Source organism: Vibrio rumoiensis (assembly GCF_002218045.2).
In the GTDB taxonomy this organism is placed as follows: domain Bacteria; phylum Pseudomonadota; class Gammaproteobacteria; order Enterobacterales; family Vibrionaceae; genus Vibrio; species Vibrio rumoiensis.
In genome coordinates, this window is the sequence record NZ_AP018686.1 from 982,026 (window position 1) to 1,006,658 (window position 24,633).

General features: G+C 42.3%; 24 protein-coding genes. 8 read left to right on the plus strand and 16 right to left on the minus strand.

Annotated features, from left to right (window positions below; all coding sequences use genetic code 11):
- Window positions 1–78: 78 nt before the first annotated feature.
- The 3 genes from VRUMOI_RS16835 to VRUMOI_RS16845 all read right to left on the minus strand — a co-directional run bounded on the left by VRUMOI_RS16835 (window position 79) and on the right by VRUMOI_RS16845 (window position 2,564).
- Window positions 79–951, minus strand: coding sequence for a 5'-methylthioadenosine/S-adenosylhomocysteine nucleosidase (locus tag VRUMOI_RS16835; protein ID WP_231897532.1), 873 nt, complete (start codon window positions 949–951; stop codon window positions 79–81).
- Window positions 952–1,129: 178 nt separating this feature from the next.
- Window positions 1,130–1,639 carry a methylated-DNA--[protein]-cysteine S-methyltransferase gene (locus VRUMOI_RS16840; RefSeq protein WP_089137793.1) on the minus strand — a complete coding sequence of 170 codons (510 nt, stop codon included), beginning with the start codon at window positions 1,637–1,639 and terminating at the stop codon, window positions 1,130–1,132.
- 4 nt (window positions 1,640–1,643) lie between these two features.
- Window positions 1,644–2,564 (minus strand): DNA-3-methyladenine glycosylase 2, encoded by a 921-nt coding sequence (locus tag VRUMOI_RS16845; RefSeq protein ID WP_089137794.1) that lies wholly within the window; start codon window positions 2,562–2,564, stop codon window positions 1,644–1,646.
- A 105-nt stretch (window positions 2,565–2,669) separates the two neighbouring features.
- Here VRUMOI_RS16845 and VRUMOI_RS16850 point away from each other — a divergent pair, with 105 nt between their 5' ends.
- The 4 genes from VRUMOI_RS16850 to VRUMOI_RS16865 all read left to right on the plus strand — a co-directional run bounded on the left by VRUMOI_RS16850 (window position 2,670) and on the right by VRUMOI_RS16865 (window position 4,423).
- Complete coding sequence (locus VRUMOI_RS16850; protein ID WP_089137795.1) at window positions 2,670–3,206, plus strand: YaeQ family protein; 537 nt, start codon at window positions 2,670–2,672, stop codon at window positions 3,204–3,206.
- Window positions 3,207–3,285: 79 nt separating this feature from the next.
- The gene (locus tag VRUMOI_RS16855) at window positions 3,286–3,642 is read left to right on the plus strand and encodes a hypothetical protein (RefSeq protein WP_089137796.1); all 357 of its coding nucleotides are present in this window, start codon (window positions 3,286–3,288) and stop codon (window positions 3,640–3,642) included.
- Between the two features lie 16 nt (window positions 3,643–3,658).
- Complete coding sequence (locus VRUMOI_RS16860) at window positions 3,659–3,916, plus strand: glutathione S-transferase N-terminal domain-containing protein (RefSeq protein WP_089137797.1); 258 nt, start codon at window positions 3,659–3,661, stop codon at window positions 3,914–3,916.
- Window positions 3,917–4,060: 144 nt separating this feature from the next.
- Complete coding sequence (locus VRUMOI_RS16865; protein WP_089137798.1) at window positions 4,061–4,423, plus strand: glutathione S-transferase N-terminal domain-containing protein; 363 nt, start codon at window positions 4,061–4,063, stop codon at window positions 4,421–4,423.
- Between the two features lie 87 nt (window positions 4,424–4,510).
- On the opposite strand, the gene VRUMOI_RS16870 is transcribed toward VRUMOI_RS16865, so the two are convergent.
- The gene (locus VRUMOI_RS16870; protein ID WP_089137799.1) at window positions 4,511–5,413 is read right to left on the minus strand and encodes a hypothetical protein; all 903 of its coding nucleotides are present in this window, start codon (window positions 5,411–5,413) and stop codon (window positions 4,511–4,513) included.
- Window positions 5,414–5,538: 125 nt separating this feature from the next.
- Entirely contained in the window at window positions 5,539–6,456 is a 918-nt protein-coding gene (locus VRUMOI_RS16875) for a DUF808 domain-containing protein (protein WP_089137800.1), read from the minus strand.
- 413 nt (window positions 6,457–6,869) lie between these two features.
- On the opposite strand from VRUMOI_RS16875, the gene nhaC reads away from it, so the two are divergent.
- Complete coding sequence (nhaC, locus tag VRUMOI_RS16880) at window positions 6,870–8,306, plus strand: Na+/H+ antiporter NhaC (RefSeq protein WP_089137801.1); 1,437 nt, start codon at window positions 6,870–6,872, stop codon at window positions 8,304–8,306.
- Window positions 8,307–8,405: 99 nt separating this feature from the next.
- On the opposite strand, the gene VRUMOI_RS16885 is transcribed toward nhaC, so the two are convergent.
- The 5 genes from VRUMOI_RS16885 to VRUMOI_RS16905 form a co-directional block, all read right to left on the minus strand.
- Window positions 8,406–8,732 carry a hypothetical protein gene (locus tag VRUMOI_RS16885; protein ID WP_089137802.1) on the minus strand — a complete coding sequence of 109 codons (327 nt, stop codon included), beginning with the start codon at window positions 8,730–8,732 and terminating at the stop codon, window positions 8,406–8,408.
- Between the two features lie 290 nt (window positions 8,733–9,022).
- Window positions 9,023–9,883: a sensor domain-containing diguanylate cyclase gene (locus tag VRUMOI_RS16890; RefSeq protein ID WP_089137803.1), complete on the minus strand. Its 861-nt coding sequence runs from the start codon at window positions 9,881–9,883 to the stop codon at window positions 9,023–9,025.
- A 177-nt stretch (window positions 9,884–10,060) separates the two neighbouring features.
- Complete coding sequence (locus VRUMOI_RS16895; RefSeq protein WP_089137804.1) at window positions 10,061–10,909, minus strand: dimethyl sulfoxide reductase anchor subunit family protein; 849 nt, start codon at window positions 10,907–10,909, stop codon at window positions 10,061–10,063.
- Complete coding sequence (locus VRUMOI_RS16900; RefSeq protein ID WP_089137805.1) at window positions 10,909–11,556, minus strand: DMSO/selenate family reductase complex B subunit; 648 nt, start codon at window positions 11,554–11,556, stop codon at window positions 10,909–10,911. The genes VRUMOI_RS16895 and VRUMOI_RS16900 overlap by 1 nt, the downstream gene beginning before the upstream one ends.
- Window positions 11,553–14,024, minus strand: a complete 2,472-nt coding sequence (locus VRUMOI_RS16905) for a DmsA/YnfE/YnfF family dimethyl sulfoxide reductase (protein WP_089137806.1) — start codon at window positions 14,022–14,024, stop codon at window positions 11,553–11,555. The genes VRUMOI_RS16900 and VRUMOI_RS16905 overlap by 4 nt, the downstream gene beginning before the upstream one ends.
- 143 nt (window positions 14,025–14,167) lie before the next feature.
- Between VRUMOI_RS16905 and VRUMOI_RS16910 the strand changes: the two genes are divergently transcribed.
- Together VRUMOI_RS16910 and napF are read left to right on the plus strand one after the other, a co-directional pair.
- Window positions 14,168–14,803 (plus strand): molecular chaperone TorD family protein, encoded by a 636-nt coding sequence (locus tag VRUMOI_RS16910; protein WP_089137807.1) that lies wholly within the window; start codon window positions 14,168–14,170, stop codon window positions 14,801–14,803.
- A gap of 4 nt (window positions 14,804–14,807) precedes the next feature.
- On the plus strand, window positions 14,808–15,323 hold the full coding sequence (gene napF, locus VRUMOI_RS16915) for a ferredoxin-type protein NapF (protein WP_089137808.1): 516 nt from the start codon (window positions 14,808–14,810) through the stop codon (window positions 15,321–15,323).
- A gap of 77 nt (window positions 15,324–15,400) precedes the next feature.
- Here the strand turns inward: napF and VRUMOI_RS16920 are convergent, their stop codons facing one another.
- Entirely contained in the window at window positions 15,401–16,105 is a 705-nt protein-coding gene (locus tag VRUMOI_RS16920; protein ID WP_408646287.1) for an OmpA family protein, read from the minus strand.
- A 317-nt stretch (window positions 16,106–16,422) separates the two neighbouring features.
- Here VRUMOI_RS16920 and VRUMOI_RS16925 point away from each other — a divergent pair, with 317 nt between their 5' ends.
- Window positions 16,423–19,548, plus strand: a complete 3,126-nt coding sequence (locus tag VRUMOI_RS16925; RefSeq protein ID WP_089137809.1) for a DUF748 domain-containing protein — start codon at window positions 16,423–16,425, stop codon at window positions 19,546–19,548.
- A 131-nt stretch (window positions 19,549–19,679) separates the two neighbouring features.
- Here VRUMOI_RS16925 and VRUMOI_RS16930 read toward each other — a convergent pair whose 3' ends face one another.
- The 5 genes from VRUMOI_RS16930 to VRUMOI_RS16950 all read right to left on the minus strand — a co-directional run bounded on the left by VRUMOI_RS16930 (window position 19,680) and on the right by VRUMOI_RS16950 (window position 24,351).
- Window positions 19,680–19,955: a putative quinol monooxygenase gene (locus tag VRUMOI_RS16930; protein WP_089137810.1), complete on the minus strand. Its 276-nt coding sequence runs from the start codon at window positions 19,953–19,955 to the stop codon at window positions 19,680–19,682.
- Window positions 19,956–20,032: 77 nt separating this feature from the next.
- Window positions 20,033–20,824, minus strand: a complete 792-nt coding sequence (locus tag VRUMOI_RS16935; protein WP_174208826.1) for a PhzF family phenazine biosynthesis protein — start codon at window positions 20,822–20,824, stop codon at window positions 20,033–20,035.
- Between the two features lie 73 nt (window positions 20,825–20,897).
- Complete coding sequence (locus VRUMOI_RS16940) at window positions 20,898–21,377, minus strand: AAA family ATPase (protein ID WP_089137812.1); 480 nt, start codon at window positions 21,375–21,377, stop codon at window positions 20,898–20,900.
- Window positions 21,378–21,515: 138 nt separating this feature from the next.
- Window positions 21,516–21,734, minus strand: coding sequence for a DUF6500 family protein (locus VRUMOI_RS16945; protein WP_089137857.1), 219 nt, complete (start codon window positions 21,732–21,734; stop codon window positions 21,516–21,518).
- A 247-nt stretch (window positions 21,735–21,981) separates the two neighbouring features.
- Complete coding sequence (locus VRUMOI_RS16950) at window positions 21,982–24,351, minus strand: Lon protease family protein (protein ID WP_231897566.1); 2,370 nt, start codon at window positions 24,349–24,351, stop codon at window positions 21,982–21,984.
- Window positions 24,352–24,633: the final 282 nt, after the last annotated feature.

Genomic DNA, 24,633 nt, shown 5'->3' on the forward strand with positions numbered 1-24,633 from the left:
AATCAAGCCTCGAATGATGGTCTCACTCAAGGCTTGATTTTTATGGCTCGTTTAGCGCCATTCTAAAACTAATTTTGTTTAGTTCTGCAAGGTCTCGATGTATTTCACCATGACATCTTTCACAAACGCTTGGCATTCCTTGGCAGTATTCGGGTCGTAATGACCACCGTTGGTAATGTTGTTCGATAAGATACGAATGGATAAAAATGGCACTTTATACGCTTCCGCGATTTGAGCCACAGATGCGCCTTCCATTTCTTCAACACTGGTACCAAAATTTTCATGGAACCAGGCAATACGATCAAGCTCGCTGTTCCAAAAGTTAGCCGAACCCACCGTTCCTTCAACAACTTTACCGTGCTGATATTTCACTTGTTTCGCAATCGCTAACAACTCAGGGCTACCTTGATAATAACGGATCTTGTTAGCATCATCTGAGCCTGCGCTGCCTGAAGAGGCCATGATATCCATTGGAATCCACGTCAATGAATTCGAACCTTCACCCGCTTTTTTTCTTGGTGTTTTCAAGTTGCCAATATTGACGACTCGTTGACCTAACACAATGTCGCCCACGGCCAGTTTAGGATCATGACCACCAGAGGTACCTTGGTTGATAATCGCAAGCGGCTTATAGCGCTCAATCGCAATCGCTGTTGCAGCTGCCGTATTCTCTAACCCTTTTCCAGTTTGGCTCACGATGACTGGGTAGCCGTTTAATGTGCCTTTATAGAAAACAAATGATCCAGTTTTTTCAATTGAAACGTCTTTTAAAAGTGCCGCAAAATGTTGCGCTTCAATCGGCATTGGGCCTTGAATAATAATCGGCTGTAGTGGCTTACTATTACCAGCAACCGACACACTAGCCATCCCAGTTGCTTGAGCTCCAACACTCATGAATGCTGCGCTCAGCATAGTCGCACACACCATCATCATACGAATAAACAATTGCATAACTCACCTAATTAAGAAAATGAAGGCGGCATTGTAATGCAAAAAGCAAACGTTTGCATAATTTTGCGAGCGAAGTTTTGAAATGGATGGTAAGAGCATCAAAAAAACCGCTGCTTATATCCCAAGTCATACCTTCAGAATATCAATCAGCGGCTAAAATACGGTTGCGTACATTCGGTTATTTTACTCCTTCTAGATCCAGCAACATTCTTTTCATTTCAAGACCATGAGCAAAACCGGTTAAGCTACCATCTGCCCCGACAACACGGTGGCAGGGAATAATAATTGGAATCGGATTACGCCCGATAGCTGCACCAACCGCACGCACCGCTTTAGGATTGTTAATCTGTTGTGCAATATCCATATAGCGACAAGTACTGCCGGTTTTGATTTGATTAAGCGCATGCCAAACACTTTGTTGAAAATCCGTACCTTTATGCTGCAATGGTGTGGTGAAATCAAACTCAACCCGCTTACCAGCAAAGTATTCGATCACTTGCTGTTTCACATCCGAAAAACGTGCCGTATCTTCTACCCAATTTGGCTCAACTTGAAAACCATCTTTTTTGCCCGCGCCCGTTTCTAGGTGCAAGATATGCAAACCCTCATCACTGCCAACTAAGGTGACATCACAAGCTTGAGTGGTGAAGGTTTGATAATACCAAGTGTTATTGATTTTGGTTGTCATGTGGTTAATGTCCTAATCCATTCCATAAACATAATGTAGCGTAAGCGCGATATGGTTGCCATGCTTTTGCTTGCTCTAATACGGCTTTCCTGGCGGGATATTGACCATCGATTGCTAGCGCTTTTAATACGCCAAGATCTTTATCTGGAAAGCTATCTTGAATGCCTAAACCACGCATCGCGAGATAATTAGCCGTCCAAGGTCCAACCCCTTTCAGCGCGGTCCATTGCGTGAGAAACTCTTCAAATACTTGCGCCTTATCCAAAGAGATTTCATCATTTTGTAACGCGCCAATCACCACTTGTAAGGTGGCAATTCGAGATGACGTTAAGCCTAAACCATCAAAACTGTGATTGAGTAAATCATTACACTGCGGAAAAAAGAAATCGATACCTACGGGAAAGCTTTTTGGCGTCGTTAATTGAGTCGAATGCGCGATACGTTTAGCTAGGGTTGTCGCCGCTTTTACTGAGACTTGCTGACCAAGAATCGCTCGAATACAAAACTCAAAAGCATCAAACGCTTTAGGCATTCGAGGCACTCGATGATCAACAAATCCTCGTTGCAGAACGGAGTCAGCTTGTAACTGGTGTTCAATCGCTTGCATATCGGTATCAAGATCAAACATAAAACGTACACGTTGTTGCACGATTTCAAAGCCAAGCTCATCATCACACACCACTTTTACCGCTAGAGCGTTCTCGGCGGATTGGTATTCCACCTCAAAATAACCATTGATATAGCCATCCACTGTTTGCGGATTTTCAAAACGAAAACTGCGCGCGTATTTGCCTTGGGTTACACACTCAACGCCTTCAATGATACGCGGATGAAGAAAGTCCAACATAAAGTCATAATCAAACCCTACCGGGCAGGCGAGCAGGAAATGCGTTTCATGTAAATCTAAATCGGTTAAAGGTGACATTTTAGGCCTTGATTAATAAAGATGTTTGAGGAGAAGAACCAATCTACTTGGGTATTTTTTTTATTCACGTACAATCACTACTCTTTTTCTTAATGTTGGTTTCTCATGGCTTTAAAACCCACTATATATAAATTTCGTATCGCACTTACTGACATGAATCGTGATTACTATGATTCTTTTAATCTGACTATTGCGCAACACCCTTCAGAAAGTGAAGATCGCATGATGGCGCGCCTTATTGCCTTCTGTTTAAATGCCAGCCAAGAATTACAATTTACTAAAGGCTTATCCAGCATTGAAGAGCCTGATATCTGGTTAAAAACACTGGATGACCAAATTGAGCTTTGGATTGAAGCGGGCGAACCGGACCCGGAACGCATCAAAAAAGCCACTCGCCTCGCTAAACAAGTCAAAGTATACAGCTTTAACACCAAATCAGATGTGTGGTGGAAGCAAAATGAATCGAAATTTGCGCAACTCAAAGCAACCGTTGTGCGTTTAGAACATCAAGGTATTCAGGCCTTCAGCCAAATGACCGCCAGAACCTTAGATTTAGGGGTGATGCTGTCGGGCAATACCGCTTATGTCTCAAGTGATGACAAACAATGTGAAATTAATTGGGAAACCTTGCAAGAGTCATAGCAAAATATAGGGAACTTGTTTTTTTGTCTCACTTGTTTGTTATGATGAATCCAGAAAATAACTCTATTAAGGAACACGGATGCTTCGTTTGTTAACTGTTCGCCTGTGCGCATTAGCACTTCCTTTGATGCTGGCCTTTTCAACCCATGCGGCCACACCGGAAAGATTGTCAGATTCAGATGTCGCTCGTTATTTTGTATGCAGTTATCTCCATACGGAAGACAGCTATAAAATCGGTGCTTATTTGATAAAGAACTACGAAACTCAATGGTATAGCTATAGCGAAACCTACAAAGCTTTGGTGAATAACCGATTGGCTGAAATTTCTCGTGAGCAAGGCGTGTCTAAGTTTAAAGCAGAAGATGAACTTTCGACCAAATACCAATGCAATAATGCCTATATCGATTTGATTGGGTTAAGCAATATTAAGATTTAATCATTAGGAGAAAATAATGACTGAGAAAAATACTCAAGGACTGGCGTTATACCATTTTGAAACTTGCCCGTATTGCCAAAAAGTACGTCGTGCAATGGTAGAGTTAGGTATTAATATTGAGCTACGTGATACTCGTCAAAATCCTGAGTACCGTGAAGAACAAGTTAACGGTGGCGGTAAAGGACAAGTACCATGCCTACGCATCGAGCAGGCAGGTGAAATCACTTGGATGTATGAATCAGACGCGATTATTGATTACCTAAAAGCACTATAATCCGATAAAAATTGAAAAGCTGATCGCGATAACGATCAGCTTTTTTTGTGCCTTGTAACACAAGTTACTCGTATTCTCTTTTGAATATTCAACACTTGCTTTATTATGCCGCCCACTCTCCAACATCATCAAAAGGACAATGACATGGCTGTTATTCGCTGGATCCTTGGTCGCATCATTTTATTACTCAACTTTATCTTTTCACCACGCGGCGTAAAGCGTCCCCCGGAAGCTCAACAAGTAATCAATGAGCGAACTCAACATCTCGCGCTTTACCAATTTGATGCTTGCCCATTTTGCGTCAAAGTTCGTCGCGCAATGAAGCGTAATAGCCTAAAGATCGAACTAAGAGATGCTAAAGTTGAACCGCATCGCCAGACACTGCTAGACGGTGGCGGTCGCGTAAAAGTACCTTGCCTACGCATTGAAAAAGAAGGTGAAGTGACTTGGATGTATGAATCTAACGACATCATTCAATATTTAGAACAAGACATCGTAAACGCGTAATTTAGCTTGGCGCTCGTCATACTATATAACGATTAGCCGAATCATTTACATCACTCGGCTAATCGTTAAGCATTATAATACTTATACTTAAATTATATTCTCGTCAGAAAGCCCGCCTGCTGCTTCATCCATCGAAAACCATTCTGTTTCCGTCTTCGAACCACAGTGCTTCATTTTCGCCAGATTAAAGCTCGGCACTTCAAGTAGGTATAACGCTTCACCGAACTCTTTCAAACCGGCCTGACAAAACGACTGAATAAAACTATTGGTTTGACCACGATTTAACTCACTTACCGACTTCATATCTCCAAACGTAAAAACCAATATCGGTACGTATTCATACCAATCTACATTACATTGGAAATCATTGGGGTGTTCATCCCCCCAAGTACGGCATTGTTTTAAGAACACCACAAAAGGCGAATGAGCAGGCTTAGCAATAGGAGTCCACTCTTGCCAACGGCTAGTTTTACAATCGTACTGGCGTTGGATTTGAGTAGCAAAAATCGTCACGACCACATGGCCTTCAGCTTGATGCAGATTAACCGCATGACAATAAGGCATAATTAACCCATGTGATAACATCATTAAATAAAGCTGCGAGCTGTCGTAATGGCTAAACGATAAATCCAATTCATAGACATCAGATTTAGTCGTTAATTGGCAGTAAACCGGAAAATCGAGGGCGGTGTTAATCACTTGGCAATGACGCTCCACCGTTTGCATGGCTTCGACTTCTGGTGAAATGAATGACGCAGATTTAATTAACTCAGATTGATGACCGTAATCTTGAGGATCTGAGTGGGCGTGAAGATCAGAATTAAGTGAATGAGTAGTCGGTTGAGTCGATAAAGCGCTGCAACCGGTCACTAAAATCAGCAGCAACCAAATCCCTATTTTCCAGCCAGTATTGCTTTTCCAATAGGCATCGTTTTTTTCGCCAACATGTTTTTTTTCACCAACATAGCAAGGCGCAATTAATCCTTTCATTACGCCCTCCTACACCTAAAAAACTGACACGCTATTTAGTAAGGATAGTTGGTATTTATCGCTTTGTAGCAGCCGATACTTTTGCTTTTGATATTGGTGGCTTTAGAGGCTACGGCTTATATGCACTAATTGTTTTGAATTCGGTCTTTCACTTTACCAAACAAAGTAAAAATACCGACCAAAAACGCGCCCGCTGCCAACCCTAGAATACCGGTAATAATGAATGGTAATACCGACCCCACCAAAGGTAATGTCGCCACACTGTGATGAATACCAACTGTGAAATGATGCACTGCCGGTATCGTATGTTCAATAATGCCACCACCGACTAGAAACATTGCGACGGTTCCAACTACGGTTAATACTTTCATTAGCTTAGGCGCAGCGGCAACCAAACCATTACCGATGAGGTTCATCGCGCCTTGGCCTGCACTTTTTCGTTGTAAATAAAATCCCAGATCATCCAGTTTGACGATACCAGCAACTAAGCCGTATACACCGCAAGTCATGATAAAAGCAATTAAGCTCACCACCACAATTTGCGTCAATTGCGGATGGCCTTGAACAATCCCTAAGGCGATCACGATAATTTCTAGTGAAAGAATAAAATCGGTGCGGATGGCGCCTTTAATTTTCTTTTTCTCATACGCAACCAGATCTTCAGGCTCTGATTCTTGGTTCTCTGTTTCATGAGGTTGATGATGGTGAGGCAGATATTTCTCTAAAACTTTTTCAGCACCTTCATAACACAGATACAAACCGCCCACTAATAACACCGGCATAATAAGCCAGGGGGCTAACGCACTGACAATCAACGCCGATGGCACGAGAATAAGCTTATTCTTAAAGGAACCTTTTGCGACCCCCCATACCACCGGGATCTCTCTTTCTGCTCGTACACCAGTAACCTGCTGCGCATTTAAAGCTAAATCATCGCCTAATACACCCGCTGTCTTTTTAGCCGCAACCTTTGACATCACCGCAACGTCATCTAAAACCGATGCAATATCATCCAATAACGTTAATAAACTTAAACCTGCCATGCCTTACCTTCTTTAGTCTGCCTTGAGAGCGTATTGTAGCCTTAGAACGTATTGTAACCTTAAATTGCACTTTAACTTTAGTTCGCGCTTTAATATCAGCACGCACTTTAGCACTGAATGAATACACTAACCTAGTGTCGTTCCATCGCTGACATTTTCATTTAACTCTTCAAACAAAAAAACGTTCAATTTCTTTAACAAAAACATCACCCTTGTGCAATTAATCAACATTAAACACTGCCAAAGTAAGTTTTAGTAGATTAAAATCACATTATGGTTCGTTAATTTCGATATATTCATAAACTTCAGGTAAAGTGCGGCCTTTTAAAATTAGCGCTTTCATTTTGTGATCACTATGGTCTGTTGATCTTAGGGACAATCACGCCCGAAAGCCAAATAAACTAGAGGCTATAATGACGTACCAGCCAACGCGCTTACCCAGCTTGACACAAGTCTTTATTTCACTAGGACTGTTCTTATTATTGGCGTTTTCTTTTACTGCTAAATTAGACCTGCCCATCCAACTCGCGCTGTATATTGGTTGGTTTATCATCATTGGCTTAGGCATCTTTCTTGGCCATAAGTACAAAGATCTAGAAAAAGCCGCGTTAGACGGGATCTCTAATGGTTTAGGCGCCGTGCTGATTTTATTAGCCGTGGGTGCCCTGGTTGGAACCTGGATTTCTGGTGGTATTGTTCCAACCATTATTTATTATGGTCTAAAAGCTATCCATCCTTCTATTTTCCTTTTAGCGACCATGATCATCTGTTCTTTAACCGCATTAGCAACAGGGACCTCTTGGGGATCTGCTGGTACAGCGGGGATTGCCATGATGGGGATTGGCCAAGGTCTTGGCGTTCCGGCTCCAATTACCGCGGGTGCTGTCCTTTCTGGTTGTTACTTTGGTGATAAAATGTCGCCACTGTCTGATTCTGTGATTTTGGCTTCTTCAATGTCGAATGTCGAAGTCATGGAGCACATCAAGGGTATGCTTCCGATTGCTTTGATTAGCTATATCATTACTGGTGTGTTGTTTACCGCATTTGGCTTTCACTATGCAGGCAAAGTCGACATGTCACAGGTTCAAGGCGTGATTACAGCCATGGAGCAACAGTTCACCATTACCCCACTCTCCTTTGTGCCGGTGATTATTGTGCTTGGTTTACTCGCAATGCGTATGCCTTCATTCCCTGTAATCAGCTTTGGCTCACTATTGGGTATCGTCTGGGCCGTCTACGTGCAAGATATTGATTTTTTAACCGCATTCAATACTGCATGGGCACCTTACAGCATTAGCTCTGGCGTGGATTTCATTGACGCAATCTTAAACCGCGGTGGCATGTCTTCCATGCTCGGTTCTGTCGCGGTGATTGTGTTTGGTCTCGGTTTTGGTGGCTTACTGGATAAAGTGGGTCTATTAGAAACCGTGGCGAAATTATTTGAAAAACGCATTCAAAGTGCAGGCTCTCTTGCTTCAAGCACCATTGCCACCGCCTTTATGGGTAACGTATTTGGTTCTGCTATGTATGTGTCTTTGATTCTTACGCCTAAAATTTGTGCGAAGAATTACGACCGCCTAGGCTACCAACGTAAGAACCTGTCTCGTAATGCTGAGTTTGGTGGCACGTTAACCTCAGGTATGGTGCCTTGGAGTGATAACGGTATCTACATGGCGAGTATCTTAGGTGTGGCGACGCTATCGTATGCACCATTTATGTGGCTAAGCTTCATTTGTATCTTCGTGACTATTCTATGCTCTTACATGGGTTGGTTTGTCGATAAATGCGAACCTATTGCGCAAGTAGAACAAGAAGAAGCGGTTGAGCTAAAGCCGCAAACCGCCTCTTAAAACCAAGCTATTAAGCGTTTTTTAGATACAAAAATGCCGCTAATTTAGCGGCATTTTTTATCGCAATTACTTATCAATGGCTGTTACACCGACATCGAATTAACGACGTTTGTTGGCTAAGTAAGCGTCTTCAGAAATTGTGTTTCCTTGCTGATCTTGCACAGTGAAAACATAATTCATACCCGACCCTGCAACATTACTCACGACGATTTGACCGTTATCATCCGTCATGCGAGTTTTAGGACCGAAACCTTTAATTTCTACTGGGTAGTTAGCTAACGGTTGACCATCCTGGGTCACCTTAACTACCGCTTGATCGCCAGCGTGAGAATTCACATCTAGCTTAATTCCATTTGAAGTAGAAGCCATTACTGCTGAACTTAGTACTAAAGACGTCGCAAGCATTGTTGTAGATAACATTTTCATAATTAGCTCCTTTCTTAAACAAATTCACCATTGAACTCATTCATGCCAATTATCATAACGTGATATGCATCACAATAAATTAGATTTTTTCGCTCGATACCATCGAAAAAATCGAACAAGAAAATGTGAACTATTTTTGCTCTTCTACAGCCCTTATCAGCTCTAGATTTGCGTGATGACCCCTTATTGGATATAAAAATAGGGCGATGAATAAACTTTCATCGCCCTGACTTTATTGCGCTTTTATTTACGTTTTCTTAACCAAATTTATTCGATTTCAAACGAAACAACTAAACAAAATGCGAACGGTTACGCCCACTTTCTTTCGCTTTATAGAGTGCTTCATCGACCCTTTTAACTAGCCCACGTTTTTCATCACCACTCACAATCACCGACGCACCGATACTGACGGTCACTTTACGATCATCAAGAATGTTGTAGCTTTCCACTGCCTGGCGAATGGTTTCCGTACGCTGCTCTAGGTTCTCCTGATCGATCACGTTATCCAAAATAACCACAAACTCTTCACCACCAATACGGTATATCTTGCCAGAATCAGCCACAACTTCTTTTAATACCGTGCTTAAACGAACTAACGCATCATCACCTTTATCATGGCCAAGCTCATCATTTATCAATTTGAAGAAATCAATATCTAGCAAGATTAGACCGTAACGTTCAGCATCGTCTTTTTCTAACACTTTTTGTAAATCCGTTTCGTATTTTCTGCGGTTGTTTACTTTAGTGAGAGCATCCGTATTGGAAAGTTCTTCTAGCTGCTTCTCTGCGGTGATATCCACCACAACGCCAGTAAACCCGATGATGTCACCATTTTCGTATAAAGGTTTGTATATCGCATGGTAGTGATGAGGATTACCATCTGCCTTAACAAAGAAGGAGTCATATCTGATGCTTTCCCCTTGCAACACTTTTTTATAATGCGGCAAGTTATTATTAAAGCCTTCTTCTCCAATCACTTCAGACATGTGCATCCCAACCGCTTTTTGTTGGTCGATGTTATGCACTTCAGCAAAAAAAGGGTTGATGTAGGTGTAAGTTAAATCGCAACCAACCGAGAAAAATAACAAGGGTGCCGAATCGATCAATTGTTCAAAAACTTCAGGCGTTGAAGGGGTTACATTGCAGGGCATAACAACCTCGAGATATAAGCTTATAAATCATTGTTAATAATAGAATCAGTATATACTCAGCCCCTTTAAAAGGCAGCATAACGAGTTCTCATAGTTGTAAAATAATATATGAAAACCCCTGAAACTTTTCAGTTTCAGGGGTTTCGTTTTTTATATTTTACTTGGGACGGTTTGTGACTAAATCAAACCAAAAGTAAAGTGCATACCATAAAACACACCGCGACCAAATATTTCAGCAGCAATCAACGCCACCAGTGCAACGAGGCTATAAAAGCGTACTTTATTGCTTTCTTGGTGTGCCGATACCGACCACAATACTACTGCAATCAGCATCAAGATACATTGCGTCATGATCATGCTTGAGTATTCCGTCAACACAGTCGTGCCTTGGTGAATAGACGTTACCACCGTTGAGAAATCCAACACGCGAGAAATCATGACCACAAAGTGCACGGCGATCAGTAACACACCAACACCTGCAATAATTTTGTTTGATTTCACTGAACGCACATCAAAGGCATTCAGCAATACGTAACCAAACAATAGACCGGCAGTGATCACGGTGAATGTGAACTCAATAGGCGTGTAGATGCTATCCCATAACGGCACCGTATTGATCAAATACACTTTGATCATCGCCGCCATGAATACCACACCCGCTAACGAACCTAGGTGACGTAAACCCGTACGTAATGAACGAGTGCCCACATTCAATACTTCTGATAACCAGTAAAAACCCGCAATCGCAAAGAAGATTGACCCCGTTAGGATTTCATTCGATAGACCAGATGCGCCAACGCGATTAAACGAGTTAAACGCGCGCAATGGTGAGCCTAAGTGCATCGTAGACGCAGCGAAACCAATCGCCATAAAGCCCAATACGAAGAACAAAGCTTTCATCGCTAGGTTCTTGCTTTCTTGCTCATCTGCGACACACATTAAGCGAGTGCTCACTAATAAATAAGCGCCCACCGCACATTGTGCTAATACGGTAAAGAAAACTAAAGGGAGTTCTAAAAAGTGCATTAGATCACCTCCTTAGGATTTTGTAGGAAGCCTGAAGTATCCCCTAATGGTTTCGCATTCGGGTTTAACTTCACGATAAGGTTCGGGCTAGTTAAGCGTGAATCAGGTAGTGGTGCACAGTCTGCGTTATTACCATATTTCGCACGTAACTCATCAATTGGGCCAAACTCAATTGCACGTAATGGGCATGAATCGACACAGATTGGCATCAAGCCTTCAGCAACACGTTCATAACAACCATCACATTTAGTCATGTGACCTTTTTCTTCGCTGTATTGTGGGGCGCCGTAAGGACAAGCCATGTGACAGTATTTACAACCAATGCACACTTCTTCGTTTACCACCACTAAACCATCTTCTTCACGTTTATGCATCGCACCAGATGGACAAACCTTAGTACAAGCAGGGTTAGAGCAATGGTTACAAGCGATAGACAAGTAGTATGAGTAAACATCTTGACGATATACGCCATTGTTCTCAGTCCAATTACCACCTACGTATTCGTAAATACGGCGAAAGTTACGTTTAATGTCTAGGTCTTTATTGTCTTTACACGAAAGCTGACAAGTTTTACAACCCGTACATTTGCTTGAGTCAATATAGAAGCCGTACTGCTTCTTAACACCGGTTGAAGTCGTTACGCTCATGCCTTAACTCCCATGCTTTTCAGTAGTTTAATTTCAACTAAGTTGGTGTGCGATGGATTCGCTTTTGCTAATGGTGTTGGACGTGCGGTAGTCAATACGTTAATTGAACCATTCATGTCGGTACCTTCACGGTTTGGCGCATACCAAGCACCTTCACCAAGCGCAGTCGTGTGAGGAATGATACGAGGTGTCACTTTGGCGCACACTTGCAGCTTACCGAATTCACTTTCTACCTGAACTAAATCACCATTTTTGATGCCACGAGGCTCTGCATCCATTGGGTTAATCCAGATTTCTTGCGGTGCTGCGGCTTTTAGTAATTCAACATTACCGTAAGTTGAGTGAGCACGAGCTTTGTAGTGGAAACCGGTCATTTGCAGTGGGAACTGCTTACGCTTAGGTGAATCCCAGCCATCAAATGTTGGGTGGTATTCTGGGATCGGCGTAATGTGTTCATCTTCATCTAATTCCCAAGTGGCCGCGATTTCCGCTAGCTGCTCAGAATAGATTTCGATCTTACCTGATGGCGATGGTAATGGATTAGCAATTGGATCTTTACGGAAGTCTTCAAGCTCGACATAAGGGCGATCATGCTGCTTCTTGTAAATACCTTGCTTACGCATCGTGTCGTAATCTGGTAAATCTGGATCGTTATTTTGCTTAACGGTTTGAGCGTACATCCACTGTAGCCACTCTTCTTGAGTACGGCCTTCTGTGAATTCTTTTTCAACGCCTAAACGTTTTGCAAGATCAGACAACATGTCGTAAATCGGACGACATTCAAAGCGAGGTTTGATCGCTTGGCTTGCAAAGATGAAGTAAGGCATTGAACCTGCCGCGCCATCCATACAGAAATCCGATTGCTCAGACGTCGTACAGTCTGGTAGTACGATATCCGCGTATTTGGCAGATGATGTCATGTGGTTATCGATCACAACGATCATTTCACACGCTTTTTCATCTTGCAGAATTTTATGCGTACGGTTGATGTCTGAGTGTTGGTTAATCAAACAGTTGCCCGCATAGTTCCAGATGAACTTAATTGGGTTTTGCAGACGTTCTACACCACGAATACCATCAGTTTTATCCGTCATTTCGTGTGCACGGTAAATCGCATCCGTCCATAAGAACATTGGGATAGACGCTTTTACTGGGTTTGGTACTTTCGGGAAACGTTGGAATGGGTAGCCATGATCACCTTCACGTAGACCAGTACCACCACCTTGTAGGCCAACTTGACCACGAAGAAGAGAAAGCATACCAATCGCTTTACATGCTTGCTCACCACTTGCTGAGAGTTGTAAGCCCCAACCTTGCGTGATGTAGATGCGTTTTGCATCGCCAATTTCACGAGCCAGTTTGATGATGTCTTCTGCTGGCACACCGGTAATTGGTGCCGCCCACTCAGGTGTTTTAGGCGTTTTATCGTTGCCGTTACCTAAAATGTAATCTTTGTAGCTACCATTTTTCGGCGCTGAAGCAGGCAACGTTTTCGCATCGTAACCAACACAATAAGTGTCTAGGAAAGCTTGATCGACTTTATCTTCAGTGATCAGTACGTGAGCAATCGCTGCACATAATGCGGCATCGGTACCGTGACGTAGAGGAACCCATTGATCTTCACGACCACCAGCCGTGTCGGTGTAACGTGGATCGATTATGATGGTACGTGTACGGTTCTTTTGTTGACCTTCTACGTAGTTATGAGTTTGACCACCACCAGACATACGCGTCTCAGCAGGGTTGTTACCAAAGAAAATCGCCAGATCAGCATTTTGAATATCGTCCATGCTGTTGTTGGCAACCCAACCACCATAGAAGAAATCGGTCATACATTCGATTGCAGCCGCAGAGTAATCACCATAGTGGTTCAGATAACCACCTTTTAGGTTCATTAAACGTGCCACTAAGGTTGAGCTTGGATCCCAACTTTTGGTTACTGTGCCACCTAATGTGCCAGTACCGTAGTTTAGATAAACCGCGTCATTACCATAATTTTTAATCGTGTCATCCAGACTTGCTGCAATGGTGTCTAGCGCTTCATCCCAGCTAATGCGCTTGAATTTACCTTCACCACGCTTACCAACACGCTTTAGAGGATATTTTAAACGGTCAGGGTTATACACGCGACGACGCATAGAGCGGCCACGTAAACACGCACGTACTTGGTGAGAATGGTTAAATTCATCAAGACCCGTGTTATCAGTTTCTACCCATTTGATTTCGCCATCGACAACGTGCATACGTAATGGACAACGGCTACCGCAGTTTACGGTACAGGCTGACCATACGATTTTTTCGTCAGGTTTCGCTGGAGTTTCAATCGCAAGCGCTTTCTTACTAAATGGTAATGTTAAGCCACTGGTTACCGTTGCTAATGCACCTAAAGCGGCACTACCTTTTACAAAGCCACGACGTGTGACTGCAAATGCGTCGTTCTTATTTGTCTGTTTATCATTAACTGACACGACTTTTCCTCATCTATGCTTCGAGTTAGGCGATGATTATGAGCCTACCCCGATAGAGGTACTTTGTTTTAAATCAAAGTATATCGACTCTATTCGACGTATATTACGTGCCACTTAGAATGAGATATAGAGCACACTTTTAAATGACGACTTTTCATCCAGAATCAGCATTAATCACGAAAATACTTGGCGCTTTAATCTATTTCCGACCAAGTGAATTTAGCGACCATGGCATCGATCGAGTATTAGCACTACAAGTCGAATCACCAGAAAGCAGTGCTCTTATTAAAACGTTTCAAAGCGTGCTTGATGTATTTAACCGCACCGATATCGATGCATTAAATATGGCGCACGATGAATTTTTTTCCGGTATTGCCGACATACCGGTGCCACCTTGGGGCTCGGTGTATTTAGATCGTGAGTGTGTGTTATTCGGTGAATCAACGTCTGAATATAAGCAGTTTTTGGTGAAGCAGGGATTTGAATTTGAGACGCATAATAATGATCCTCTGGATCATATTGGCCTCATGCTGATGACATTAGGCGAGTTACTTGAAAACCAAACCAATGATCAAGCCTCTGCAGCACTAGAAGAATTACTCACGACCCACATGCTGCCATGGACAACGCATTACTTAACCCAAATTGAATCAATGATAACTGAACCGGCCTACGCTCAAGCGATTGCATTAACGCAAACCTTGTTAAATAAACTTCAGACAACACTGAACTTACAAGCTAAGCCAAGACAAATTTACTTTAAGATTACTCAGCAATAATCCTATGACTGAACGCAAAAATAAGCCGCAGGAACCACAGCAAAGCCGCCGAGCCTTATTCACCGGCATGGCGAAACGCAGCTATCAATCGGTTCAAGCGGAAGATAAAGTGCAGCGTACCGTGCCTCGTCCACCCAATGCGGTAGATGAGGACATCTTCACGCGCTTATGTAACCAATGTGGAGCATGCGAGAAAGTTTGCCCAGAGTCTATTATTCGTATGGAAAACGGCTTCCCTACCTTAGATGTGGAATACTCGCATTGCACCTTATGCGGAAAGTGCCAAGCCGCCTGCCCGACGATTGCGTTATCGAATCAACAACAAGATACTGGCTTACGTGCCAAGGCATCTGAAACCTGCATTAATCTTTATGGCTATTGCGACTCATGTGCTCAATCGTGCCCAAGCCAAGCACTGACATGGCGAGACAGCCAAATCCCTAGTATCGATGTGACAAAATGCAATGGTTGCGGAATTTGTAAAAGCGACTGCTTTATTGGCGCCATTCAAATGCAATAATTCATCAGTACTAAAAAGCCCATCTTGCATCGACAAAATGGGCTTGAATTCAACATAGATAAATCACGCCCGTAAAATTACGACATTGGGCTTAAAATAATTTGTACACGACGGTTTTGTGCTCGGCCTTCAGCAGACGAATTGGAAGCAATTGGATTCGACTCACCTCTTCCCACACTAGTAATACGCGTTGATTTCACCTTGTTATTGATTAAAAAGGTAGAAACCGCATTCGCACGCACTTCAGACAAACGTAAGTTATACGAGTCAGAGCCTGAACTGTCCGTATATCCATACACATTAATATTGGTTTTATTGTATTCGTTAACCACCGTTGCCACATTAAATAAAGCGCGCTTCGCAGTGTTATTCAGCTCGGTTTGATCCACGCCAAAGGTAATCGAGTTTGGCATGTTCAAAATAATATTATTGCCACTTTGGCTGACACTAATTCCCGTGGCACGCAGCTCTTGTTCAAGCTTCTTCGCTTGCGTATCCATGTAATAGCCAATGCCGCCACCGACAGTTGCCCCCGAAGCTGCGCCAATTAGCGCCCCTTTACCTCTGTCACTTTTACTCGATGATGCCACACCGATTGCTGCACCAGCGGCCGCACCAATTAAGGCGCCCGTCGTCGCATCCGACATTTGGCTCTGGCCTGTATATGGGTTAGTCGTTTCACACGCAGCCAATGACAATACGCTTCCAGCAAGTACCAGTGATTTCCATTTCATTGCACGTAATACCGTTGAATGTGAGGTTTTATTTTTTATGTTAGTCATTGCTCATAATTTCCTTTCGACTATGACGATCCATTAAATTCGCAAGGACATTAACAAAAAGTTCCTCCAGAACAAGATGAGAAACGTTTATTTAACACAATACCAACACAATTGATTTTACCCTGTCATTCACAAGCTAAAATGTAATTAGAATCTTACACCAGCCTAGGTAAAAAATGACAAATACACCTTTGTTATTATTCATTGCGCGATATAATGCCAGAACTCTTCAAATCGGTACGATTAATGACGCGCTCAGTTGCCACTCGTTCTGCCTACTCTTTGAAAATTGAATCGTTATAGGATACATACCTCGTATGATCAACACTGTAAAAACCGCTTGTTCTCGTTTTAAACAAGCACCTCGCTTTATCCGTATTACTACTTATTTGACAGTGGCTTATGCAACTTACGCTCTTATCCTCGGTTTAATTATTCCTAGCATTGCCCAATCACAAGTACCGGGTGTTCTTTCAGATTTACTCGGCAGACAAGTTAAAATCGAAAAAGTCCGCATTAATCCCTTTTTGCTTCGCTTTCGAGTGGACGGTTTTGATATAAAAGAAAGTGACGCTAAGCAGTCATTTGTCAGTTTTGAACGCCTAGATTTACAGGTAGGATTTTGGCGCAGTGTGTTGCACTTTACGCCCAACCTCGATCATTTTTATTTACAACATCCTAACGTTAATATGGTGCGTTTAGATAACCTTGGTAATTTCAATTTCACCGATATTATCAAAACACTTACCGCGGCTCCCAAAGAACCACAACAAGTTAAAGAAGAAAAAGCCGCTCCTGGTTTGCCGCCTTTTCATGCACGTGATATCAAATTAAGTGATGGTCAATTCGATTTTATCGATCAACCAACTGGCGCGCACTTAAAATATCAAGGCCTGAATATTCATCTTCCACAACTCGACTCTCAAGCACAAACGATGGTGAAAACCACTCCATCTAAAAATGGCGACCGTAATAGCGCAACATCAAATGAAAACCACTTTGCTATCAATGTTACTGGCGCAGATAAAGGCTCTCTTGCACTCGAAGGTAAATTCCAATTCGAACCTTTTGCGATTGAAGGTAAATTGGGCATGAAGAACATTACCCTCAAAAATTTTTGGCCATTTGCTGAAAAACAACTTGATGCCAAATTGACCAGCGGGCAATTTAATTTCTCAACCGAATTCCAAGCGAAAAACGAACCTCAACGTTTCGACTATTCAACGAGTAATGGCAAATTTGAATTACTTGATCTTGTTTTCACCGATGGCGAAAAAGAAAAAATCAAACTGCCTAGTCTAAAATTAAATGCGATTTCACTAAACAATAAACAACACGCGATTGATATTGGCTCGCTGACCCTCAATCGTTTATGGATTGATGCGATCGTGAACAAGCAAGGTGCTGATCTACAAACGTTGTTTACCCCAAAAGCAGAAGCCCCAAAACCGAAAGTGACCGTTACTACCGCCGATCAAGCGACCGCCGATGATGCAGTCAAAGCAATAGGAAAAACCAAAACAGCGAAAAAAACTCAACCAAGCCAAACAGAATCACCTTGGATTGTTCGCCTACACAAATTCTCAATGCTCGACACCGACATTAATGTCAATGAAAAGATGGTAAGCAATGGGGTACATTGGCGCATCAACCCACTGACGATTGAAGCCAGCAATATCATTAGCGACCTATCGAAGCCCATTGATTATAAAATCAGCCTAGATGTAAATTCTTGGGTAAAAAGCCCGCTCGACAACACACGTGGTCACTTGAATAGCCAAGGCAGTATTGATGCTAAAGCACTTACTTTTAAAGGCAATGTTGAGCTAACCCAACTAGACCTAAGCCAATTTCAAGCCTATATCGACCCATACCTCAATGTGCGTCTGCAAACCGGTAAGCTATCAACCAAAGGCCAATTTAGTGCTGATACCAAAGGCCATGCGACTTACACTGGTCAAGCAAATATCGCCAAATTATTAGTACGCGACAAATTGGAATATCAACCCTTGGTTCAGTGGTCAAACACCACGGTGAATAACCTACGCTTCGATATGGCGAAAAAAAGCATCAAAATGGCATCAATTAATATCGATAGGCCATATACGAAAGTACTGATTGATAAGCAACGTCGTACCAATATTGGCAGTCTGCTGAAACCTCAGCCTGCTGCAACCTCGAAACCATCGACTCCAAGTAATGCGAGCAGCAAACCTTACTCTGTCGACATTGGCAAAATCAGCATTCGCAATGGCTCGACTTTCTTTGCCGATTACTCATTAACACCGAGTTTCGCGTCTGGGATTGAATCTCTCAATGGTTCAGTCAGTCACCTTTCTTCAACGCCAGGAACAAAAGCAAGCGTTGACCTAAAAGGTAAAATTAACAAATACGCTCCAGTGACGTTAAACGGTGAAATTAATCCATTGATTAAAAATCCATATTTAGATTTGGACTTAATCTTTAAAAGTGTTGAACTGACATCGGTCAACCCATATTCAGGCACTTATGCAGGTTATTACATCGACAAAGGGCAACTGTCTCTTGCGTTAAAATACCAGTTAGAAAATAACCACTTAGTCGGTGATAACCACGTCATGATTGACCAATTGAAGCTCGGTGAAAAAAGTGACTCTGAAACCGCGACTAGCTTGCCACTATCACTCGCAGTTGCATTGCTGCAAGATCGCCACGGCGTGATTGATTTAGGGGTTCAAGTATCTGGCGATGTGAACAGCCCAGACTTCAGCTTTGGTAGCGTGATCTGGGGGGCATTTGCCAACGTGATCACTAAAGCCGTAACATCCCCATTCTCAATGATTGCAGGCCTTGCAGGTAGTGATGAAGAGCTCAATAAAATTGAATTTGCAGCTGGTAAAGCCATTGTGTCGACTGGTGAGCAAGAGAAATTAAGCACTATCGCGACCGCGCTGGAAGAAAGGCCGATGCTGAAATTAAGCATTGTTGGCTCGGTTAATCAGGCAGAAGATACGCAAGCGATTGCAGCAAACAAGGTGAATACTCAATTGCTACATGAAAGTGGTGTAGATGAAATCCCAGACGAACTATCTGCAGATAACTTCCCACCAGACAGTGATTTATCTGATGCTTTAGAAGACTTATTCGAAAGCCAGCTAAAAAAAGATGCGGGGGATGAACAAGATACAATCAAAGCGCAACTGCAAGCGAAAAGCGGCCAGAAAAAGGTTGATGATGACCAACTCGCACACGCACTCAACGCCAGTATGTACACGCAATTAGTCGATGCCCAAAACGTCAGCCTTGATGAATTAGGCAGCCTAGCCGAAGAGCGAGCACGCGTGATTAAAGCCTACTTAGTCGATGAACTGAAAGTCGACCCTGCTCGCGTGTTTATTCTCGATAGTAAAACCAAGCTAAAAACCGAGGATAGCATCGCTGAATTATCATTAGATGCCAGTTGATCAATAAACACTAATAAGAAAAGCAAAAGCTCAAATTTCCGATGGAATTTGAGCTTTTTTGTTTGAGCGAGAGAACATATTTGTACGGAAATATTTGTACCCAATTTCAGCTTGAACCGTTTATTATACGTTTACTCAAAAATTTCATAGTGACGTTCAACATTCACGGTTACTTTGCCCCAATGAGATGCTTTAACCCTTTTCTGGTGATACTCAAAAGCAACATTATCCGTAAACTCCTCATAAACATCAAAGCGACAAGGGTTTACCACATTTTCTGTTACCCTAAACGTAATACAACCGGGCTCTTCAAGAGTCAGTCGTTTATGATTTACCAATTCACTTTTTACTAATTTAAGCTCCGATTCAGGCACTAAAATAAAACCTTTTAATATTACTTTTGACATAAACCCTCTCGTAATAAGCATGCCTTGTTACAGTATAAACAACTCAATACCTAGGCCGCTGCAAACTACCTAAAACACTAAACGTTAATTTTGCCTTTTAGATAGAGAACGCCTTTCCCTGAAATGACAATAGATTTTTCTAGGACGCGGCACTTCAGTACCCCACCTCTTTTTGAGGCTTGGTAAGCGACTAAATCGGACTTACCAAGCTTATCAGCCCAGTAAGGAGCCAACCCAGAATGAATAGAACCTGTCACTGGATCTTCATCACCACCGTTTGCAGGCCAAAAATAACGAGACACGAAATCATAATGATCAGATTGAGCTGTGATGACCACATCGTAAGGCGCAAGCCGTTTCAATTGTTCTGACTCATACGTGACTTCCTGAACCTCTTGCTCACCGGTAAAGACGGCAAAGTATGCTTGCCTATTTTTGAGAACCTCAATAGGCGTTTTAGATAGCCCATCCAAAAGTGCTTTAGGAATAATAGAAACAACCTCTGGCTTTTGATTAGGAAATGTCATTTCAATTTCATTCTGTGCATTAAGAATAACCGTTAAATTGCCCACTTCTCTGGTCATAAACTCAATTGAGTTATCGACACCAAGCTCATTAAACAACACATAGGCAGAGGCCAAAGTTGCATGACCACAGAAGTCAATTTCAGTCAGCGGAGAAAACCAACGAATCTCGTATTGATGATCACCTACATTTTTTATATAAGCAGTCTCTGACAGATTATTTTCAGCTGCAATATCTTGCATTAACTCATCCGGCAGCCAATCTTCAACAGGAATAACTGCGGCGGAATTACCTTTAAACTGTTGTTCGGTAAAAGTATCAACGACGAATATATCCATTTTCACGGTATGAACTCCATTTACTTGATAACGCTGCGTATGCAGAATTACTTTTGAACGATTACTATAAAAAATGTACTTATGTTGATTGTTGAACCCGTACAACATTTTCATTTGAAGCTGGGGGTTCAAACCAAGACCAGAACAAATCTAACATTTCAGACGTCATTTCATAAGACTTGCCATTTAAGTCTGAATTGCGAGCAAATGCCCTTTGCTTACAAGTATCAAAGGAAACATCCAGATAATGAACCTCACTCTTAATACCTACCTTCGTTGCCCAATCGGTAAAAGAGTCTCGGTCAGCTTTACGCCAAAAACCAAAATCAAAGATAACCGGCACACCAAGAGCAAAAAGTTGTAGTGCAGACTCTTTAAATAGCTCTTGGAGTATAGCCAAACGACGCTCGAAGACTTCACGTTCCATATGCTCGCCATATAAAGGGATCATCCATTCATCAATAGAAAAACGAAAGGCTCCATGTTGATCGGCTAGCGCTTTGGAATACGTTGTTTTACCTGAGCCAATAAAACCACATACAAAATAGATTTTGGTCATAATTCCTCTTTCGCTTATAACAATCTAATCGGCGGAAAATTTCCATCTGGTTAATCTGTCGATCTTTCTATGTATCCCACAGCACGACAATTAAAGTCAAACTTCATATATTCCCAAAGCAGAAAGAATCCATTTACCTTACTTACCTGCTTCAACCATCTGAACTATCTTGGTCGCTTTTTCAAAATGATCGAGCTGATGAGTTTGAATCCACCAGGTAGCCGCTTCCATTAGTAATTCTGGATCGTCATTTTTATTGGCGAAAAAAGCATAGAATGAGACTCCGACGTTTTCGCCTTTCTGAGCAATTTTTTTATGACAAACTGCGATAATTTTTTCTCTCAATGAATGTCGCATTACTGGACTATCCTCCGTTTCCATAGCATTAACCAAATATTACCACCAGCGCGAATACGACAAGTGCGATCACTGCAAACACTTTCATCGCCACTTTTAAATCACCACCGCCGTTTGGCGCTTGATTACAACACCCCATTGTTTTCTCCTCTTAAAATAAAAGCTTTACCCTCTTACCTTTACGCTTAAAGCGCGCGGATAAAATGATAAAGCTTCCTGTTACTAGAAGGTCAATGCGTGTGTTGAGTTATTTTCTTAATGCATTGAGCTTCGCTTGAGTGATCCCAAAGATGCTGCCTACTGGGTAGGTAAAATCATCTTCAAGTTCACCAGCCGGTTTACCCATGAAGATTTCTAGCGCTTGAGTGACATGCTCAATTGCCCAAATGTGAAACTCGCCTTTTTGTACTGCTTCGACAATGTCTTTGCGCAGCATAAGGTTATGCACATTGGATTGCGGAATGATCACGCCTTGAGTGGCGGTTCTGCCTTTGATTTTGCAGACATCAAAAAAGCCTTCAATTTTTTCATTCACGCCACCAATCGGTTGTGATTCACCAAACTGATTCATTGAACCGGTAATCGCGATATCTTGCCGTAGGGGTAATTTAGAGAATGCCGAAACAATCGCGCATACTTCGGCCATTGAGGCGCTGTCACCATCGACGCCACCATAAGATTGTTCAAAGGTAATATGGGTAGTCAGTGGAATTTTGGCACTGCGACCTAAAATTGAAGCTAGGTAAGCAGATAAAATCATTACCCCTTTGGAGTGAATGCTGCCACCAAGATCGACATTGCGTTCTATATCCAAAATTTCACCATCACCAAACGCGGTAGTGGCAGTAATTCGGTTAGGCGCGCCAAACATGTGATCGCTGGTTGACAGCACCGACAAGGCATTAACAACTCCGATTGCACTGCCTTCCGTTTTGATTAATGTGGTGCCATTGGTGAAGGTTTCCATGACATTATCTTGCAAGCGATTCACTCGCATCTCTTGGCTTTTCAGTGCTTGCTCGACATGAGAAGCACGAATCAAGCTCGATTTCGCGCCACGTGCCACATAATTCGATTCACGCAATAAATTAGCGATATGCGCCGAATGCAGCGAGAGCTTATTCTGATCACCCGCGGTACGAGAACTGTGTTCGATGATTTTAGCGATCGCTTTTTTATCGCAATGCAGCATGTTGTTGTCATGCACAATGCTGGAAATAAAGCGTGCATAATGCATTTCCGCTTCCGGAGTACGCTTCATTTCATCTTCAAAATCGGCAGTCACACGGAACAGTTCGCTGAACTCAGGATCGTAATGCTGCAATAGTTGGTAGGTGCGATAATCACCAAACAAAATGATTTTCACATCCAGTGGAATAGGCTCAGGATCCAGTGACACCGCCCCGGTTAATGTGACTTCTTTTTCTAATGAGGTAAGGCTCAACTGACGAGCTCGCAAGGCGCGTTTAATGCCATCCCACACGTAAGGCTGTTCCAGTACTTTAATGGCATCCATCAATAATACACCGCCATTGGCTTTATGCATGCTGCCGGCGCGAATTAATGAGAAATCGGTAAAGACCGTGCCTTTATAGGTCGCGGTTTCCACACAACCAAATAACGAATGGTAGTTAGGGTTATCTTCCACAATGATTGGGAAGGTATCTTTTGCCTGGCTCACTAATACGTTAATGGTGTAGCGGCGTGGCAATTTGCTGTCTAATGACGCAGAGGCGATTTCATTTTGTTCATTGGATTCTTGTAAAAACTGATCAACATTTTCCACCACATCTTTTTGCAGGTCAGTTAAATATTGCTTAATTTCAGGATACTTGGAGTAGCTTTTCTTCAAGGCCTTAATCAGGTGAGAAAATACTTCTAATGCGGTTTCATCATTCAGCTTTTTCATTTTTTCACTAAATGACTCTTCCCACTCAGTAAGTTGACGAATCATGCCTCGCAGCTGAATTTCTAACGCATCGATAGTGCTGTGAAACTTATCTTGATCTTTTTTACTTAACTCTGAAAATGACTCTTCAGTGTGCACTTCTTCTTCATTTTGCATGGCGATAAATTCATAATCACCTTGCAACGTTATCGTGAGGCTCACTCTTTTTTCTTTCGCTTCTTTGCTGATTTCTTCCAGCGCTGATTGCTGCTTTTGATTAAGCTGATTTTTAAGCTTTTCCGAACGCGTGAAATACACTTCATTATCAAACGCCAATGGAATCGCTTTGACTAATTTTGCTAATAGTTTTTCCATATCTTGGCGAAATGCTTTGCCAATCCCACTGGGTAGTTTCAAAACATTGGGGCGGCGAATATCTTCAAAATTGGCCACATAACACCAATCAAAGACTTGCATATCATCGGGTTTATGACGGTTTAAATAACGCAAGATCATGGTACGTTTGCCTAAACCATTTTGCCCAGTCGCGTATATGTTGTAACCCTTATCTTTTATCGACATCGCAAATTCAACCGCTTTTTGCGCACGTTCTTGACCCACAATTTCATCAATCGGTGGGATATCTTTGGTCGATTTACAAGGCAGCTGTTCGAGATCTGCTGGGTGATATAGCTTGTCGCTTGATAAGCCTAGGGAGGAAGAATACATCGTCATAAGCAATCCCTACTTAGTTTGTTGATTAAAAGGTTAATCAATCCTTAACATCCAGAATAGCCGATTTTTGTTTCGATTTGAGTGATTTAAATGCCTTTGCAGTCTGTTCGCTCATAAAACGAGCAGTAATGCATTCTATTTTTAACCTGTAGATTAAGTAATTAAACAAAATTTTCGAACAAGCCGCTCAAATATTTCTTGCTGTGAACTTGATCGCTTCTGATAGAGTCACCATATAGATAAGACTTAAAGCACTTTTGCTTGCCGCTTTCATTA

Coding starts and splice junctions, on each gene's coding strand:
- VRUMOI_RS16835 (WP_231897532.1), bottom strand. CDS start 951: ATGCAATTGTTTATTCGTATGATGATGGTGTGTGCGACTATGCTGAGC.
- VRUMOI_RS16840 (WP_089137793.1), bottom strand. CDS start 1,639: ATGACAACCAAAATCAATAACACTTGGTATTATCAAACCTTCACCACT.
- VRUMOI_RS16845 (WP_089137794.1), bottom strand. CDS start 2,564: ATGTCACCTTTAACCGATTTAGATTTACATGAAACGCATTTCCTGCTC.
- VRUMOI_RS16850 (WP_089137795.1), top strand. CDS start 2,670: ATGGCTTTAAAACCCACTATATATAAATTTCGTATCGCACTTACTGAC.
- VRUMOI_RS16855 (WP_089137796.1), top strand. CDS start 3,286: ATGCTTCGTTTGTTAACTGTTCGCCTGTGCGCATTAGCACTTCCTTTG.
- VRUMOI_RS16860 (WP_089137797.1), top strand. CDS start 3,659: ATGACTGAGAAAAATACTCAAGGACTGGCGTTATACCATTTTGAAACT.
- VRUMOI_RS16865 (WP_089137798.1), top strand. CDS start 4,061: ATGGCTGTTATTCGCTGGATCCTTGGTCGCATCATTTTATTACTCAAC.
- VRUMOI_RS16870 (WP_089137799.1), bottom strand. CDS start 5,413: ATGAAAGGATTAATTGCGCCTTGCTATGTTGGTGAAAAAAAACATGTT.
- VRUMOI_RS16875 (WP_089137800.1), bottom strand. CDS start 6,456: ATGGCAGGTTTAAGTTTATTAACGTTATTGGATGATATTGCATCGGTT.
- nhaC (WP_089137801.1), top strand. CDS start 6,870: ATGACGTACCAGCCAACGCGCTTACCCAGCTTGACACAAGTCTTTATT.
- VRUMOI_RS16885 (WP_089137802.1), bottom strand. CDS start 8,732: ATGAAAATGTTATCTACAACAATGCTTGCGACGTCTTTAGTACTAAGT.
- VRUMOI_RS16890 (WP_089137803.1), bottom strand. CDS start 9,883: ATGCCCTGCAATGTAACCCCTTCAACGCCTGAAGTTTTTGAACAATTG.
- VRUMOI_RS16895 (WP_089137804.1), bottom strand. CDS start 10,909: ATGCACTTTTTAGAACTCCCTTTAGTTTTCTTTACCGTATTAGCACAA.
- VRUMOI_RS16900 (WP_089137805.1), bottom strand. CDS start 11,556: ATGAGCGTAACGACTTCAACCGGTGTTAAGAAGCAGTACGGCTTCTAT.
- VRUMOI_RS16910 (WP_089137807.1), top strand. CDS start 14,168: ATGACGACTTTTCATCCAGAATCAGCATTAATCACGAAAATACTTGGC.
- napF (WP_089137808.1), top strand. CDS start 14,808: ATGACTGAACGCAAAAATAAGCCGCAGGAACCACAGCAAAGCCGCCGA.
- VRUMOI_RS16920 (WP_408646287.1), bottom strand. CDS start 16,105: ATGACTAACATAAAAAATAAAACCTCACATTCAACGGTATTACGTGCA.
- VRUMOI_RS16925 (WP_089137809.1), top strand. CDS start 16,423: ATGATCAACACTGTAAAAACCGCTTGTTCTCGTTTTAAACAAGCACCT.
- VRUMOI_RS16930 (WP_089137810.1), bottom strand. CDS start 19,955: ATGTCAAAAGTAATATTAAAAGGTTTTATTTTAGTGCCTGAATCGGAG.
- VRUMOI_RS16940 (WP_089137812.1), bottom strand. CDS start 21,377: ATGACCAAAATCTATTTTGTATGTGGTTTTATTGGCTCAGGTAAAACA.
- VRUMOI_RS16945 (WP_089137857.1), bottom strand. CDS start 21,734: ATGCGACATTCATTGAGAGAAAAAATTATCGCAGTTTGTCATAAAAAA.
- VRUMOI_RS16950 (WP_231897566.1), bottom strand. CDS start 24,351: ATGTATTCTTCCTCCCTAGGCTTATCAAGCGACAAGCTATATCACCCA.